Genomic DNA, 16687 nt, shown 5'->3' with positions numbered 1-16687 from the left:
ATCGAGGTGAGTTCGGCAGGCATGAGCTATCCCAGCAAGCTCATTCACTCATCGTGACACTCCCATACTTTCGCCGTTACGGCGCGCCGTTGAAGACGGTGTAGCCCTTGAGATAGGGGATTGCACGATCGTCCGCCTCCTGCTCCTTCGGCGTGAAGGTGCCGTACTTGACGACGAGGGTTCCTTGTTCGCCCTTGCGGACCTGAGCACCAAGCTCCTGAGCCTGCCGGTAAGTCATCCATGTGTTTTCGTCGTAGCCGGCGAGTTGCCCGGAGAGCCACAGCATGACCACGTTGATGCCGCGATAGGCTTCGCCGGAGGCGCGGAGCGGCGTAGCCGACCTGCGGCGGTTTCCGCGCCATGGCCGGATCCAAGGCTTGGTGCCGGCCTCGAGCTGCTGAATGATGGTGTCGGTGATCCGCTGGTAGGTGTCCTTTACGCTCTGCATCGCCGTCTCCTGTTCGTTGGTTGACGGCAAAGATCCGAAGATAGCGAAACGACCCCATGCACCCGTAGGGCCGCAACGGAGTGTAGGACCGCGCAAGCGGTTGAATGGGGGAGGGGCTATCATAGTTTGTCCGTCAAATCATCGAACGGACAGGGGAGGGCGCAGAGCTCCGGCACCCCGGCCAATGACACAGGCCCTCACTGCAGCGACAGGGCCGCAGATCAGCGCTCTCGGTCGTCTTGGTCGCGGTTTCGCTGGCGATCAGCGAGCTGCTGCGCTTCGATAGCCGTAAGCTCGGCGTTGATGTGCTGCGACGGAGGCTCTTGGGCCTTTTGCTGACCTGGCTGCGATTGGCCATCTTGGACCTGTTCCGGCCGCCCCAGAGTCTTGAAATCAGATCGAGCGGTGAACTTCACCTCCTCGTCGTCAGGAGGCATTCGCGCGGGAAGGTCAGCACGATCTACGGCCACAATGCCCTTTTCGGTCACGGGGCTCGCTACTCAACTGTTTTGGTCGAGAACCTGCCCTTTGATCGCTTTGCCGGGGGCGGGCTGTGCGGATGGTGGCTTGAACGATTTCTCGTCAGCACGCTCAAAATCCGACATCGCACGGCCGACCCCGTCCGGTGGTCAGATGAACCTTGTCCTCAAGACTTGCGTCATCGCCACCTCGGATTACTCAAATTGCATAAAATCGTGCAGCCCTTAATAGGCGGTTTTCGCTTAGAAGCTAGCTCGTTGCCAGCCGCTGCAACATCGACGTGAATATGTAGGTACGCGAAGGATACCAGCAGCCTGAAAAACACACGCTCTCCAAAACCTCTCGGGCGGCTCAAACTTGTGAGTCTTGGATCCCATCCTTCGCGGTACGATAACAACTTGTGTTTGGGGGGAGGAGGGCCCTACCAAAGCGGGAAGGCAGTTCATTCGCTCTGGCCAAGCAACTATCGCTTATACGGTGACAAGGCCTGCTTCACCGAAAAGTCCCTACGGATGCCACGTTACGCGTCACCCGCCAACCGTAGTCATATCTTTGCATAGGTGCCGGAACCCGGCCGAACCTGCCGACCAAAAACTTTACAAATGTAAACCTGCTTAGTCACGCCGGATACTGTCATCGTGAAAGGTGGTCAAATACCCGGGCCACCGCTAATGGATACCGGAGTGCGCTCGGCAGCATAGCTCTTTGCTCCACATCTGCTTGTCGCGCAAAGGCTGCGTGACCTGCGGACCGAACGACAACTTGCGCAAGCCAAAGTCGCTATGCTGCTAGGGGTGAAGGAGGCTACCTACGCACGCTACGAAAACGCCTCCTCCTTGATGACCGTCTGACGCCTGCTCCACGTTTTCGAAGTCCTGAACATCACCCCGGAAGAGTTCTTCGATCCTCTCGTCAAAGAACGGCCCCCTCAATCCGAAGGCAACTCACAGGAAGCAGAGAGAAACAAGCTGATGGAAGAAACGGTCGGCCACCTGCAGAAGCTCGACGAAACGGCCTTGAAGATGGTGCATGACCTTGTGCTTGCTATGGAGCCCCGGACGATCGAGAAGCAGAGAGGGAATGGCGCGGCGAAAGCAGCGCCATAACTTGCACTCAATGGGTTGGCTCTGGTTTCCGCCGCGCGACGGCCGCCATTGGCGAATAGCCGGCGCTCATGCGGCGTCCTTCCCCCCCCATCTGGCGAAGACACCGCTCGGATCGATCGGCGCCAGTCCGAGATCCGAGGAAGACAATGAAGAACATCGGAGCTTTCAGCATAGCGCCGCCCCTCCTTAAAGGGCGGGAAAGCGGGAATTCTCGACATGGTTTTGACGGATAAAGGGAAGCCGCAGGAGGCTTAGCATAGCGCCGCGAAGCGGAAGCCGGGACCGACTTCCCCCGCCAAAACCGTTCCGCATCACCAGGCCAAAAGCAATGTCTAACCATCGGATGTGTGCCGGACCTGACTGCATTCAGTGAAGCGTCGGGGCAGGGTCCGACAGGAGCTTCACCGCGTTCTTCACGACCTTGCGAAGCTTTCGCCAATCGGGAAGGTCGCCTTCATTAACGCGTTCCTCGATCGCCGTCAGGATCCAGCCAACGCAGGCGATATCTTCGACAGCGCGGTATTTATCCGAGCGATGGAAGCAAGCGACAATACGAGGCCGTGCGCCTTCGTCGGTTTTGGGGATCTGCGCAACCAGGTCCTGCGCTTCGCGATAAGCATTGACTACTCTCTTACGTTCATCAGGACCGGCTTGCGTGATCATTCCGACAGTCCAAACCAGCGTTTTCGAAAGGTCGACTACTTCGTCTATCATGGCGTGATCATCCTTCCCGTTGCAACGGATTCAGAAGGGTACCATCCTCTTTCTAGACGCGCAAAGAGCAGATCTGCAGCTTTTGATCGCGTCGCCTGACGCCTTCATCTGGGAAAGTCCTGATTTGCCGACGGGCTTGCTCTGCGCTATATTCTTTCCTTAGGAGACCGCAAATGCTCTTGAAGAAGTTTGACGAGAACAAGGAAGCCCTGAAGCAGATCGGCCGCGAAGCGATTTCCGAGAGCCGTCGCTTGGGACTGCCGATCTCCGCTCGTGACCTCCAGAATGAGGCCGAGGATCAGGCAACATTTGAGCAGAGAAAGCGCATTTCTGCCGCCTGAGGTCGTCACTCTTTGTCCCAGCCAACCTGTATCGTTCTTGGCGGTCCCAACGGATCGGGCAAGTCATCGGCGTATGCCAAGCTGCAGCTCGACGGTGCTTGGGTCAACGCTGATGAGATTGCCAAACAGCTCACAGGATCCAGGGATGGCCGGGCAGCCGCCATGGCAGCGGGGAGGGCGGCTCTCATGAAGATCCGTGAGATGATCGAGACCCGGCATTCGCGTCAGCACCCTGAACAGAGGCATCCAACCAGGTCTCATAGGCAGATGGATCCAGAATGACGGGCATTCGCGTATGAATGTGAGCGATGTGGTCGCCGGCTGGCGCTGTGATGATCGTGCAGCTGGTGACGCCTAGCTTGTCGTTATACGCCCATAACCCGGCGAAGGAGAAAGGCTTTCCCTCAGGGAGCTGCAACAGCCATGGGTCTTTTTTTCCATCCTCTTCGCTTGTGGTCCATTCAAAGTAACCATCAGCCGGAATGAGGCAGCGCTTCGACTTGAAAGGCTCTCGGAATGCCCCTGACGTGTCGACTGTCTCAATCCGGGCATTGAACATTGCCGCTTTCGGCAGCTCTTTCGCGAAGAAGGGGACGAGCCACCAGCGCCCGTAGTCAATATCGATGTCGCCGGCTTTGTCCATGTGGGCGAAATAGACGCTCTGTGTTGGCGCGATGTTGTACCGCGGCGGCATATTCGACGAAGGCGGGGCCTCCACGTGTACATTATAAAGGGCGTGGATCTCGGCCCAAGTCATCGTGTTGGTAAACCGACCGCACATTAGCTGCCCCTGTCTCCTGGATCTGAAACTTTCGGCCGCAAGCGCACGCACTAGGAAGCCTTGTGACGACAATTGCGGTGGTGGACTAAAGTTTCAACGGCAGGGCGTTCTTACCCTGAGCAATAAACGAAACCTGATCAGGGTCGGAGGAGAGTGGGGCAGGGGCACGCTCAAGCACAAAACGCCCAACTCTCCTTATATCGTTCTTTTACATCAATAGCTTAGCAAAAATCAGATAGGCCAAATTATGGAACTTTGGTGCCAATGCTATCTAGTCAGTCGATCAGCCAGGAAACCAACCCTTAAACGAGGGAGTGCTTTGTCATCCCATTGATTGCGAGGCGAGCGCGAACAGCGCGCCTTTGTCGTCACCGACGGTTCCGTAATCGACACCTTCGCCGAGCGTCATGGTCGTCACGGTATCAAAGACCGGCAGGCCGCAGTCCTGGATAAAGCTTGCGAAGGGACCGGTGCCGAAATGGGTATCGACGCGCAGGAAACGACCGGTATGGGCGTCCACATGCGGTCGGGCCACGGCGATCGCCTCGTCCACCGACAAGGCTCCGATCGGACCCAGGACGTGGCCCCGTCCGAAGGCGCGGCTCATGGAATAGGCCACCAACGCCTCGCCGCGAAACAGTCCGTAGCAGAGCGAACTCTCGAACAGGCTGGCAAGATGGACCGGACGAGGAACGGCAAAGGCCGGTGCGTCGAATGCGATCACCGCATCAAGGTCACTTGCCCGGAGCCGTCGAAGGTCGCATCCGGCAGGCAGTTCGTGGGCCGGACCCGGCTTGCGGGCTTTCCCCTGGCACTGAAAAACGGTTCGCTGCTGCACGAAATCCAGCGAACGATAGAGGCGGCGCGCGGCGCGCGTTGCATTCAACCGGAAACTCGTGCCGGGACACTCGGACAAGATACGCTGCATCAGCCATTTTGCCGCCCCGTTCGTCTGCAGCCGCGGCGACGTGATCAGCATGCCAAGCGTTGCAAAGGTCTCGCCGTGCGGGAACCACATGGCCGCCCCCAGAACACGATCGATGTCGTCCAGAGCCACGAAACCGTGTCCAAGGTCTCGCAGAGCCTGCCAGTCCTCTGCTCGGTGCGGCCAGCCGACCGCGATGGACAAAGCATGCAACTGCTCCAGGTCGACATCGGCCACGTCGGCGAAATGCACCTGAAATGCATCGACATGCAATTTTTCCGGCACTTTCAAATCCATCGTTCGCCTTTCCTGTGCTCCATGGCCTATCTGCCCATCGCCCGCACAACGACCTCGCGTCCGAGCATCTTAGCCATCCCTTGCAGAACATTCCGCTTCTACGGCCCGCTCCGGCACAAGAATTGATCGTATGGCGGTCGCTTTCGGCAGCCATTCATGCCGTTCGCACTTAATCTTGCAAGTCGAACCAATACCAGGCACCGAACTCGGTGCCAAAATCCGCATGAGGACAGCGCGATGAATGCCACCGAGATCCTGAAGGCGCTGGTAGGCTTCCCGTCGGTCGTCGGCACGTCCAATGACGCGATCGTCGAGTGGATCAGATCCTATCTCGAAGGCTTCGGCATCCTCGCCCATGTTCTTCCCGGACCGGAGGGTGACAGGGCCAATCTCTTCGCCTCCATCGGCCCATCGGACAAAGCCGGCTATATCCTGTCCGGTCATATGGACGTGGTCCCCGCGCAGGAGACGACCTGGACGGGCGACCCCTTTGTCCTGCGCATCGACGGAGAACGGCTCTATGGCCGCGGCACCACCGACATGAAGGGGTTTCTCGCCGCTGTGCTGGCATCCGTTCCCGCGCTTGTCGCATTGCCCCTCATCCGGCCTATCCATCTCGCATTTTCTTATGACGAAGAGGCCGGTTGTCGCGGGGTGCCACATCTCCTTTCTCGATTGCCCAAATTGTGTGTGCCGCCGCTGGGCGCGGTGATCGGCGAACCCAGCGGCATGCGGCCAATTCTTGCGCACAAGGGCAAGGCGGCGGCCCGGATCGTACTGCGGGGCAGATCTGGTCACTCCTCCCGACCAGATCTCGGCGTGAATGCCGTCCATGCCATGGCACCGGTGTTACAAGCGACTGTGTCGGCGGCACACGCTCTTGCAAACGGCCCTTTCGACCCGATTTTCGACCCACCCTATTCTTCGTTGCAGGCCGGCTTGATCCAGGGTGGGCAGGCGCTCAACATTATTGCCGATCACTGCACGCTGGACATCGAAACGCGCGCGATCTCCGGGATCGATCCCGCCACCCTCCTTGAGCCCATCCGCATGGTCGCAGAAGCACTACGCACATCCGGCATTGGTGTCGAATGGGAGGAACTGAGCGCCTATCCTGCCCTTTCCTTGGCGCGCCACACCGATCTTGCCAATCTTCTGGCGGAACTCACCGACCAGGAGCCGCTCGCCGCCGTCAGCTATGGGACGGAAGCAGGACTGTTCCAGGCAGCAGGCGTAGACGCGATCATCTGCGGTCCAGGCGACATCAGCCGCGCTCACAAGCCGGACGAATTCATCCTCACACGCGAGCTTTCCGCTTGCCAATCAATGATCGAGGCGCTCGGCAAGCGCTGCTGTGCCCAGATTCCCCACAGAATGGACCCTTGCCCATGACGTTCCTATTTCACTCTGACGCCCACCGTGGCGCCATCTTCCAGGAAGCCTTTGCGCGGGATTTGCCGGATGTGCCTTTTTCCACGGACCCCGAGACAGTTGACCCTGACTCCGTGCGTTACCTGATCACCTGGACCGTTCCGGAAAACCTGCCGCGCTACCGCAATCTCGAAGTGCTGTTTTCCATCGGCGCCGGCGTCGACCAGTTCCGCATCGCCGATGTACCCCCTGACGTCAAGGTTGTGCGCATGGTGGAGGAAGGCATCATTCGCATGATGCAGGAATACGTGACGCTTGCCGTGCTCGCGCTGCACCGCGACCTGCCGGCCTATCTGAACCATCAGCGAGCCGGGCTTTGGCAAGGCATTGCCCCGGTGCAGGCGCCTGAGCGACGCGTCAGCGTCCTTGGCCTTGGCATGCTCGGGCAGGCGGTGCTCGAGCGACTGAAACCCTTCGGTTTCCAACTCTCGGGCTGGAGCCGGTCGCCACGCGAGATTGAGGGCGTAACGTGTCATACCGCAGACGGCGGCCTGACACGGATGCTGTCTCAAACCGACATTCTCATCTGCCTGCTTCCGCTAACGGTCGAAACGCGCGGTTTGCTCAATGCGCATCTCTTCAGCCATCTGCCACGTGGAGCTAGCCTCGTTCACACGGGCCGGGGACCACAGCTCAACCATGACGAACTCATCTCAGCCCTCGACAGCGGCCATCTTTCCGGCGCTGTCGTCGATGTCACCTATCCAGAACCACTTCCATCGGACCATATCTTCTGGAGCCATCCCCGTATTCTGCTGACACCGCATGTGGCGAGTGTCACGCAGCCCCGTTCCGCAGCGAAAGCCGTCATCGACAACATCAAACGCCTGCGCTCCGGTCTCGATCCGACAGGTCTTGTAGACCGCCGTCGCGGATACTGACTTGTACAACCCGAAAGGAAAATCCATGTCGCTTCTAAAAACCATCGACCCGACCCCATCCTTTGCTCCGCGCGAATCCACGCCTTCCCCGGAACGGCTGATCTCCGGAAGTCCGACCTTCAAGACCTGGGCGCAGGATAGTGCCCGCAACGAGACCATCCACACGGGTGTATGGGAAGCAACGCCGGGACTGACCCATTCGATCAAGGGCGAGACCTTCGAATTCTGCCATATCCTTTCGGGCCTGGTGGAAATCACGCCGGAAGGCGGTGAGCCGGTAACCTACAAGGCCGGTGACAGTTTCGTCATGAAGCCCGGGTTCGTGGGCACATGGCGGACCATCGAGACAGTCCGCAAGGTCTACGTAACCGCTTGAAGGCGGAAGGCAGCGGCTTTCAAGATCCCGCAGCTGCAGCAACAAAGCACCGAAGATTAAGCTGCGCGGCGGCCCCAAAACAGGGTTTTCGTCCGCCGCCCCTGCCGTGATAGGGGCAAGCTACTCGGACCAATCCGGTAGCCTCCCAAAATAGCGATCCGAGGTAATCCTGATGACTCTGAGTTTCGATCCAGACAGTCTGTCCCTGCCGAGCGGGCATTTCATCGGAGAAAGCCTCATTACGGCCGATGGCGTCATCCCGATGCATCGACCTTCCGATGGCAAGGCATATGCTCTTTGCCCCCGAGCCGACGCCGATATGGTTGACCGTGCGGTCGAGACCGCCAAGACCGCACTCAAGAGAAGCAATTGGGGAGGGGTTCGTCCGCGCGAACGGCTGAACGTGATGCACAGGTGGGCCGATCTGATTGAGACGGAAGCGGTCACGCTGGCCAGACTGGAGGCGCTTTCATCGACCCGGCCAGTCGGCCATCTGATTGAAGGCGACATCGCCATCTCGACCGAGCAAATCCGCTTCTTCGCTGAATTCGCCGACAAGGAAGGCAGCGACCTGGTGCCGACCGATGACGGCAATCTCGGAATGATCATGACCGAACCCTATGGCGTAGTCGGCGCCATTACGCCCTGGAACTTTCCCATCTCCATGGCTGCGTGGAAACTCGGACCAGCGCTCGCCGCAGGCAATGCCGTGGTGCTGAAACCATCCGAAATGACACCGTTTTCCGCCGTCTATCTCGCGGAACTTGCTGTTCGCGCCGGTATGCCAGCCGGGTTGATCAATGTTGTCCTGGGGGATGGGCCATTGACCGGCAATGCCATCACCGGCCATCCCGACATCGCCAAGGTCAGTTTCACCGGTTCCTCGCGCGCAGGCTCGGCAATCATGGAGAATGTCGCCCGCACGGGCATAAAGCCGATGACCTTGGAGCTTGGTGGAAAAAGTCCTCAACTCGTTTTTGCAGATGCCGATCTCGACAAGGCGGCAGCCGCGATCACCACCAGCATCATCAGCAATGCCGGACAGGCCTGCGTTGCCGGATCGCGCCTCATCGTCGAAGAGAGTGTCGCAGCGCCACTTGTCGACGCAATTCTTCGCCACATGAATACTGTTCGACCCATGCCAACCTGGGATGCGGCGGCGCAGTATTCTCCGATCATTTCAGATCAGCAGCGCCAGCGTATTCATTCGATCATCTGCGCGTCTGTTGCCGCCGGCGCCGAATGTCTTACAGGTGGTCTGCCGATGGATGCCCCGGGTTACTTCTATGCCCCGACGTTGATTGCCGGCGTCGACGAAAAATCGGCAGCCGTGACCCAGGAGATCTTCGGCCCTGTCCTGACACTTCAGACCTTTCGTGACGAAGAAGAAGCTCTGTCGCTAGCTGCGCACCCCACCTATGGACTTGCCGCCGGCCTTTTCACCCGCGACCTTTCTCGTGCAATCCGTATCACTCGGAAACTTCAGGCTGGGACCATCTGGGTCAACCGCTATGGCCGTTCACGCGATCATATCCTTCCAACCGGCGGCTACAAGCAATCAGGTATCGGCAAGGATCTGGGTCGCGAAGCCTTCCATGCCAATCGCAAGAGCAAGAGCGTCTTGATCAGACTTTGAGGATATAACCACCATGAAAACCCACAGCATTGCTCTTATTCCCGGTGATGGCATCGGACGCGATGTCACCGCCGCTGCGTGGTCGGTACTGCAGAAAGCTGCCAATTCGCTCGGTTTTGCGCTCGATTGCACCGAATTTCCCTGGTCCTGCGCCTTCTACAAGGAAACGGGCGCGATGATGCCGCAGGATGGCATCGAAACACTACGTCGCTTCGATGCCATCCTGCTTGGTGCTGTCGGCTGGCCACAGGAAGTGCCGGACGCGGTTTCTCTGCACGGTCTTCTGCTGCCGATCCGCAAGAGCTTCGTACAATACGCCAATATTCGTCCGCATCGGTTGTTACCAGGCGTGCAGGGTCCGCTGAAGGCAGATGCCTTCGACATCCTCTGCATCCGTGAAAACACTGAGGGTGAATACTCTGGCGCCGGTGGCCGCATCCATCAGGGTACAGCCGATGAAGTGGCGGTCGAAACCTCGATCTTCACTCGTATCGGTGTCGAACGCATCCTGCGTTTCGCTTTCGAACAAGCCCGCACACGCCGCGGGAGACTCGCCTCGGTGACCAAATCGAACGCGCAGAAATACTCTATGGTATTCTGGGACGAAGTGACCCGGCAGCTGGCCGCCGAATTTCCTGACATCGAGGTCACCAGCTACCACATCGACGCGATGGCGGCACGCATGGTAATGGCGCCAGAAAGCCTTGATGTCGTCGTCGCCTCCAATCTTTTCGGCGACATTCTCACCGATCTAGGCGCAGCCATTCAGGGTGGACTTGGATTTGCAGCCTCGGCGAACATCAATCCAGACAAGAGCGCGCCCTCGATGTTCGAGCCGGTACATGGCTCGGCACCTGATATCGCCCATCTCGGTATCGCCAATCCGATCGCCACCATTTGGTCCGGCGCGATGATGCTGGACCATCTGGGGGAAACGGAAGCTGCAGCGGCCATCATGTCAGCCGTAGAACGCACGACAGCAAGCGAGATCGGCACCATTCCCGGCAAGGACCGGACAGAGGCAATCACCGCAGCGATCCTTGCGGCTCTATGATTAGCGACAGGACAGAGAAATGCAGAACCTAAGAGAACCAGGCCTTTTCCGGCAAAACGCGTTGATCGGCGGCCAGTGGATGTTGGCGGCATCCGGCCGGAGTATCGATGTGATTGATCCTGCCGCCCAATCCGTAGTCGGCACCGTGCCGGACATGGGAGCGACAGAAACGCGGATGGCGATCGAGGCGGCCGCTAGCGCCTACGGCCCCTGGAGGAAGAAGACTCACGCAGAGCGGGCCGCACTGCTCGAAGCCTGGCAAGCGCTGATGCTCGAACATATCGAGGATCTCGCGCTGATACTGACAATCGAACAGGGCAAGCCGCTGGACGAAGCGCGCGGTGAAATTCGCTACGGTGCCTCCTTCGTCAAATGGTTCGCCGAGGAAGCCCGGCGCATCGAGGGGCAGACCATTCCCTCCCCCACACCAGATCGACGGATCGTCGTCCTGAAGGAACCGGTCGGTGTCTGCGGCATCATCACACCCTGGAATTTTCCGAACGCAATGATCACCCGCAAGGTCGCTCCTGCCCTTGCCGCTGGCTGCACCATTGTCATCAAGCCGTCCGAATTCACGCCCTATTCGGCCCTTGCAATCGGCTGGCTTGCGGAGAAAGCAGGTATTCCCGCAGGCGTTATCAACATCGTTACCGGGATGCCGGCCGACATCGGCAACGAGATCATGGCGAACGAGACGGTACGCAAGATTTCGTTCACGGGTTCGACCCGTGTCGGTTCCCTGCTGATGCGCGGCGCGGCCGATAGCGTCAAGCGCCTGTCGCTCGAACTCGGTGGCAATGCGCCGTTCATCGTCTTCGACGACGCGGATCTCGATCTTGCTGTCGAAGGCGCTATCGCGTCAAAGTTTCGCAATGGCGGCCAGACCTGCGTTTGCGCCAACCGTCTGCTCGTGCAAGCCGGGGTCTATGATGCCTTCGCTGAAAAACTCAGCAGCCGCGTCAATGCCATGAAGGTCGGACCCGGTACCGAACCCGGTATTTCGATCGGGCCGATGATCAACGAGGCCGCCATCGCCAAGATCAACCGCCACGTTGACGACGCGCTTGCCAAGGGTGCCAAGATTGTCACCACCCGCACGAACATGCCGGGCGGTGCACAATATGCCGCGCCAATGGTGCTCACGGGCGCCACGACAGACATGCAGCTTGCCAACGAGGAGACTTTTGGGCCCGTGGCGCCGCTCTTCCGCTTCGAAACCGAAGAGGAAGCCCTCGCGATCGCAAACGGCACTCCCTATGGGCTTGCAGCCTATTTTTATACGGAAAGCCTGAAACGCGCGTGGCGCGTTGGCGAGGCGCTGGAATTCGGTATGGTCGGCCTCAACACCGGTGCCATCTCGACAGAAGTCGCACCGTTTGGCGGCGTCAAACAGTCTGGTCTCGGCCGTGAAGGTTCGAGGGCTGGTATCGAGGAGTATCTGGAAGTGAAATCCTTCCACATCGGCGGGCTGAGTTGAGCCTTTCCTGGTCTGCGCGAACGCGAAAGGGGAAGCGCCAAGGCAACTCCCTTTTTGCTCGACACACCCAGACCGGTCCATGCGTCACTGAAACCGGTCGAGTGCCTTGTAATAGAGCCCGACAAGAGGCAGGAACCAAGGCTTGCCGAAATGCCCCGGAACCGCTGGCCAATCAAGGCCTTTGAGCGGATTTTTGTCCGGCCGCCCGAGCATGGCATCGGCCAATGTGATGCCCAGATGGGTGGAAAGTTGCGCGCCATGCCCAGAATAGCCCATCGCGTACCAGATGCCGTCTTGATAGCCCGCGCGCGGGAAGCGGTCGCTGGTCATATCAACCAACCCGCCCCAGCAATAATCGATCTCGACATGCGCGAGCTGCGGGAAGATGCGCACAAGACTGTCGCGCAGGATCGCTCCGCTTTTGGCGTCTGATCGCTGATCGGAAGTCGCCGAAAATCGCGCCCTGCCCCCGAAGATCAAACGGTTGTCCGGAGCAAGTCGCCAGTAATTGCCGATATTCATCGAATTCACGCAGGTACGGTTGCCGGGCATGGTAGCCGCAACTTCAGCATCCGTCAGCGGCCTAGTGGCGATGATGAAGCTTCCGACCGGGATGATGCGGCGGCGGAAATAACCGAAATTAGAGGTGGTGTATGCGCCGGTTGCGACCAGAACCTGATCTGCCGTCACAATGCCCCTCGCGGTCTTCAGCACATGTCGGCCCTTGGCCTGGCCATGCTCCTTGACCGCAGCCTTTTCGGCAATAACCGCACCACTACGATTTGCCGCCCCAGCGAGACCGGTGACATAACGCCCCATATGCATCATCGCGCTCTTCTTCGACAGCATGGCTCCGTGGAAGGGCGACCCTACTTCCTCTCTGAGGTCGGCGGGTAAAAGCAACGCCGTATCCGCATCCACCTCAGCATGTACCGCTTCGAAATTCTTCGAGATACTTTCGAAATGCTGTGGTTTGGAGGCAAGCTTCAGCTTGCCGGCCCGGCGAAAGCTGCACTCGATGCCTTCTTCGGTGATGATTGTCTGCAGCGTGTCGATCGAAGCGTCGAGGGCTTGGTAGAGCGCGATGGCGCGCTCCTTGCCGATCTCAGCCTTCGCCGCGAGGTAGCTATGCGCCAGACCGTTATTGAGATGGCCGCCGTTTCGCCCCGAGGCACCGGAGCCGACGGTGTCCGCCTCCAGCACGATCACCTTCGTCCCGGCCTTTGCAAGCTGCCGCGCCGCGCCAAGCCCGGTAAAGCCTGCACCAATCACGGCGACGTCATAGTGCCCCTCGATCGGTCCTTCGACTGCGCCATTGAAGGCCGATGCCGTATCGTGCCAGTAGGACAGGTATTTCATGGGTCTCGTCTTTCCTTAGAGCCCAACGACGCCAGGCAGGCCGGAGATGTCGGAGATCTCGACATAACCATAATAGGGATTGGCTGGCTCATGGCCGCGATTGACCCAAACCTTGTTCTTGATCCCAAGATCATGGGCAGACATCAGGTCGTAGCGGAAGGAGGATGAGCAATGGAGGATGTCCTGCGGCCCGCAGCCGAGCATGTCGAACATGTATTCGAATGCCTGGAAACGCGGCTTGTAGGCATTTGCCTGTTCCGCAGTGTAGACGGCATGAAAGGGCGCGCCAAGTTTTTCGACATTGGACGTGATCTGCGCATTCATCGCATTGGAAAGAATGACTAAAGGAATTTCCTTTGCGACCTTGGCGAGCCCGGCCGGCACATCCGCATGCGGCCCCCATGTTGGCACCCGCTCGTAGACTAGCCGGGCATCCTCGTCCTTGAAGGCAACCCCGTTGCGCTTGCACGCACGCTCCAATGCATTGTGAACCACGTCGGCATAGGGCTTCCAGTCGCCAAGGATCTCGTCCAGCCGGTAGGCGGCGAAGTTCTTGATGAAATCCAGCATCTTCGGCTCATCAAGGTGCATACCGTAGAGGTCGCGTGCGGCTTCCGCCATCTGGAAATTGGTCAATGTGCCGTAGCAGTCGAAGGTGATGAATTTCGGGCGAAAGGTTGTCATGCGCGTCGTCCTCGATAGGCCGGGCCGTGGAGCCGGTTGCTGATGGTCAGATCATAGGTCGGTCACCGGCGAGCGCGTCGACTGAATTGCCGGATTTGAAAGCAGAAAGTTCCGTATCTCCAGGCCGGAATGGCATTTGGTTGGGCATGGAGCTCATGATCGCGTTCACAAAACCTCTTCCGGCAACGCCTATCGCCAGGTCGCAGCATAAGATGCGGCGCCGACGTCCTCCTACGGCTGAAGATATCGCCGCCGGTGCCGCCTTCAGACAATCTACCGGCCTGTTGAAGGCAACACTCATATTCAGAAATGAAGGTACGCCACCATGCAGAATATCGACATTGTCATCACACCCATGGGGCTAGAGCATCTTGATGATGCCGTCCGGCTGTCGCATCAGTCCAACTGGCCGCATCGGCCGGAGGACTGGCAACTGGCCCTGGACTTGAGCGAGGGCTTCGTCGCGGTCACGGGCTCCGGGGATGTTGTCGGCACAATTCTGATGACACCCTATGGCAAAGACTGCGCGACCATCAACATGGTGATCGTAGACGAAAGCATGCGTGGACGAGGGCTTGGACGAAGGCTCATGGCAGCCGCCATGACGCTTGCCGGCGATCGACCACTACGCCTTATCGCCACAGCCGAGGGTTTGCCACTTTATGAAAGGCTTGGCTTTCGCGAAATGGGAGCGATTGTCCAGCATCAGGGAGTTGCGGTTAATATTGCTGCACCCACGAACACCGAAGTCGCGACCGCTGATGACCTTCCAACCATCCTCGCCCTCGACAGAGCGGCGTATGGCGCCGACCGAGGCGATCTCATTCGACGGCTTGCCGAGATCGGCGAATATGCCGTGGTCAGCCGCGAGGGGAAGGCAAAAGCATTCGCCGCCATTCGCCCGTTCGGAAGAGGAGAGGTCATAGGCCCGGTTGTTGCCCCGGATCTTGATGATGCCAAAGCCCTCGTCTCACACTTCATAAGCCGTCGAAACGGCACCTTCCTGCGTGTCGACACCGGTGCCGGAACCGGTCTTGCCCCCTGGCTCCAAGATCACGGTCTTGTCCATGTCGGCGGCGGGATCATCATGGCCCGGCCTGTCATCACCCTGTCCGTCGCCTCGACGGTTACCACCTTTGCCCTTGCCAATCAGGCCCTTGGCTGATCCGGAGATGAAAATGTTCAACAATTCCCTCGTCGAGCTTGATCGTGCTCACCTGGTCCATCCAGTCGCCTCCTATCGAGGTCATGAGCAGCAAGGTGTTCGCGTGCTGGCTAGCGCCAAGGGAGCAATGGTGACTGACGCCTCCGGGCATCAATTGGTCGACGGGTTCGCGGGGTTGTGGTGCGTCAATGCAGGCTATGGCCATGATTCAATCGTCGAGGCGGCGTCGCGCCAGATGCGGGAACTGCCCTATGCGACAGCGTATTTCGGTCTGGGATCCGAGCCGGCAATCCGCCTTGCATCCGAGCTGGCAGACCGTGCGCCGGGGGACCTGAACCACATCTACTTCACCCTCGGAGGCTCAGATGCTGTCGATAGTACGATCCGCTTCATCCGCTACTACTGGATCGCCAAGGGCCAACCCCAACGCGACCAGTTCATCTCGATTGAACAAGGCTATCATGGCTCGTCGACGGTCGGTGCCGGCCTGACGGCATTGCCGAACTTTCACGCAGGCTTTGGCATCCCGTTCGACTGGCAGCACAAAATTCCATCACCCTATCCTTACCGCAACCCGGTCGGGGAGGACGCAACATCAATCATCGAGGCATCACTTGCCCACCTGCGCGCCAAGGTCGAGGCAGTTGGTCGTGACCGGGTAGCAGCATTCTATGCAGAGCCGATCCAAGGCTCCGGCGGCGTGATCGTCCCTCCGAAGGGATGGATCAAGGCCATCCGGGATCTCTGTCACGAACTCGATATCCTCTTCGTGGCTGACGAGGTCATAACCGGCTTTGGTCGCACGGGCCCTCTATTCGCCTGCTCGGAAGATGAGATCGTTCCGGATTTCATGACGACCGCCAAGGGGCTCACCTCAGGCTATGTACCCATGGGTGCAGTATTTATGGCGGACCATGTCTATCAGGTGATTGCCGATGGCGCCGGCACATCCGCAGTCGGTCACGGCTACACCTATTCGGCGCATCCCGTCAGCGCTGCCGTGGGCCTCGAAGTGCTCAGGCTTTACGAGGGCGGCTTGCTCGAAAACGGAGTAAAAGCTGGCGCGCGGCTGATGGCCGGGCTTGAGGCGCTCCGCGATCATCCTCTGGTCGGCGATGTTCGGGGCCGGGGCATGTTGGCGGCAATCGAACTGGTATCCAGCAAGACGGCGAAAACACCTCTGCCCGCAGAAGCACAGGCTTCGCGTCGCCTATTTGACCGTGCCTGGAGCAACGGGCTCGTCATTCGCGCATTCGCCAATGGTGTGTTGGGATATGCTCCTCCGCTCTGCTGCACCGATGAGGACATCGACGCCATTCTCGAACGAACAGCCAAGACGCTCGACCAGACGCTGGAGGATCCGGACGTCCGCCGATCATTGAAGGAATAAGGCCGTGTTAAGTCGATCCTTCCGAAATATCGCGCAAGGCGTCATTTTAGAATTTTGTGCCGCGGCATGCCGAAGATTCGGCTTCAACGACCCGAAGGACGTGCCAAACTCGCAGAAAGCAAAGGCCTACATCCCTGAAATT

The 16687-nt window shown here is 59.0% G+C and carries 16 protein-coding genes and 1 pseudogene; 10 read left to right on the top strand and 7 right to left on the bottom strand.

Annotated elements, in window-relative coordinates; translation table 11 throughout:
- Positions 1-88: 88 nt before the first annotated feature.
- Together ASD54_RS04080 and ASD54_RS04075 are read right to left on the bottom strand one after the other, a co-directional pair.
- Positions 89-448 (bottom strand): annotated as a pseudogene (locus tag ASD54_RS04080) (ArdC family protein); the annotation flags it as partial.
- Between the two features lie 221 nt (positions 449-669).
- Positions 670-936: a hypothetical protein gene (locus ASD54_RS04075; protein WP_062553351.1), complete on the bottom strand. Its 267-nt coding sequence runs from the start codon at positions 934-936 to the stop codon at positions 670-672.
- A 963-nt stretch (positions 937-1899) separates the two neighbouring features.
- Between ASD54_RS04075 and ASD54_RS27400 the strand changes: the two genes are divergently transcribed.
- A complete protein-coding gene (locus ASD54_RS27400) occupies positions 1900-2034 on the top strand; it encodes a hypothetical protein (RefSeq protein WP_280139162.1) in 135 nt (44 codons plus the stop codon).
- A 366-nt stretch (positions 2035-2400) separates the two neighbouring features.
- Here the strand turns inward: ASD54_RS27400 and ASD54_RS04070 are convergent, their stop codons facing one another.
- Complete coding sequence (locus ASD54_RS04070) at positions 2401-2748, bottom strand: hypothetical protein (protein ID WP_062553350.1); 348 nt, start codon at positions 2746-2748, stop codon at positions 2401-2403.
- Between the two features lie 173 nt (positions 2749-2921).
- On the opposite strand from ASD54_RS04070, the gene ASD54_RS26860 reads away from it, so the two are divergent.
- Positions 2922-3089 carry a hypothetical protein gene (locus ASD54_RS26860; protein WP_200958435.1) on the top strand — a complete coding sequence of 56 codons (168 nt, stop codon included), beginning with the start codon at positions 2922-2924 and terminating at the stop codon, positions 3087-3089.
- Positions 3090-3273: 184 nt separating this feature from the next.
- Here ASD54_RS26860 and ASD54_RS04065 read toward each other — a convergent pair whose 3' ends face one another.
- Complete coding sequence (locus tag ASD54_RS04065) at positions 3274-3921, bottom strand: SOS response-associated peptidase (protein ID WP_244484666.1); 648 nt, start codon at positions 3919-3921, stop codon at positions 3274-3276.
- Positions 3922-4192: 271 nt separating this feature from the next.
- Positions 4193-5092 carry a GNAT family N-acetyltransferase gene (locus tag ASD54_RS04060; RefSeq protein WP_062553348.1) on the bottom strand — a complete coding sequence of 300 codons (900 nt, stop codon included), beginning with the start codon at positions 5090-5092 and terminating at the stop codon, positions 4193-4195.
- Between the two features lie 237 nt (positions 5093-5329).
- Between ASD54_RS04060 and argE the strand changes: the two genes are divergently transcribed.
- From argE to ASD54_RS04030, 6 genes are all read left to right on the top strand, one after another.
- Complete coding sequence (gene argE, locus ASD54_RS04055; protein WP_062553347.1) at positions 5330-6484, top strand: acetylornithine deacetylase; 1155 nt, start codon at positions 5330-5332, stop codon at positions 6482-6484.
- The gene (locus ASD54_RS04050; protein WP_062553346.1) at positions 6481-7404 is read left to right on the top strand and encodes a glyoxylate/hydroxypyruvate reductase A; all 924 of its coding nucleotides are present in this window, start codon (positions 6481-6483) and stop codon (positions 7402-7404) included. Before argE ends, ASD54_RS04050 begins: the two co-directional genes overlap by 4 nt.
- Before the next feature lie 25 nt (positions 7405-7429).
- Positions 7430-7780: a cupin domain-containing protein gene (locus tag ASD54_RS04045; RefSeq protein WP_062553345.1), complete on the top strand. Its 351-nt coding sequence runs from the start codon at positions 7430-7432 to the stop codon at positions 7778-7780.
- A gap of 172 nt (positions 7781-7952) precedes the next feature.
- Positions 7953-9416 (top strand): aldehyde dehydrogenase family protein, encoded by a 1464-nt coding sequence (locus tag ASD54_RS04040; RefSeq protein ID WP_062553344.1) that lies wholly within the window; start codon positions 7953-7955, stop codon positions 9414-9416.
- 13 nt (positions 9417-9429) lie between these two features.
- Complete coding sequence (locus ASD54_RS04035) at positions 9430-10470, top strand: tartrate dehydrogenase (RefSeq protein ID WP_062553343.1); 1041 nt, start codon at positions 9430-9432, stop codon at positions 10468-10470.
- Between the two features lie 19 nt (positions 10471-10489).
- On the top strand, positions 10490-11947 hold the full coding sequence (locus tag ASD54_RS04030) for an NAD-dependent succinate-semialdehyde dehydrogenase (protein WP_062553342.1): 1458 nt from the start codon (positions 10490-10492) through the stop codon (positions 11945-11947).
- Between the two features lie 84 nt (positions 11948-12031).
- Here the strand turns inward: ASD54_RS04030 and ASD54_RS04025 are convergent, their stop codons facing one another.
- Positions 12032-13306, bottom strand: a complete 1275-nt coding sequence (locus ASD54_RS04025; protein ID WP_062553341.1) for an FAD-binding oxidoreductase — start codon at positions 13304-13306, stop codon at positions 12032-12034.
- A 15-nt stretch (positions 13307-13321) separates the two neighbouring features.
- Entirely contained in the window at positions 13322-13990 is a 669-nt protein-coding gene (locus tag ASD54_RS04020; protein ID WP_062553340.1) for a haloacid dehalogenase type II, read from the bottom strand.
- 325 nt (positions 13991-14315) lie between these two features.
- Between ASD54_RS04020 and ASD54_RS04015 the strand changes: the two genes are divergently transcribed.
- Entirely contained in the window at positions 14316-15155 is an 840-nt protein-coding gene (locus ASD54_RS04015) for a GNAT family N-acetyltransferase (RefSeq protein ID WP_062553339.1), read from the top strand.
- Positions 15156-15168: 13 nt separating this feature from the next.
- The gene (locus ASD54_RS04010; RefSeq protein ID WP_062553338.1) at positions 15169-16545 is read left to right on the top strand and encodes an aspartate aminotransferase family protein; all 1377 of its coding nucleotides are present in this window, start codon (positions 15169-15171) and stop codon (positions 16543-16545) included.
- Positions 16546-16687: the final 142 nt, after the last annotated feature.

This window comes from Rhizobium sp. Root149 (assembly GCF_001427345.1).
In the GTDB taxonomy this organism is placed as follows: domain Bacteria; phylum Pseudomonadota; class Alphaproteobacteria; order Rhizobiales; family Rhizobiaceae; genus Neorhizobium; species Neorhizobium rhizoryzae.
The sequence above is the reverse complement of the archived record's forward strand: the minus strand, read 5'-3'. Positions and strand labels throughout refer to the sequence as shown.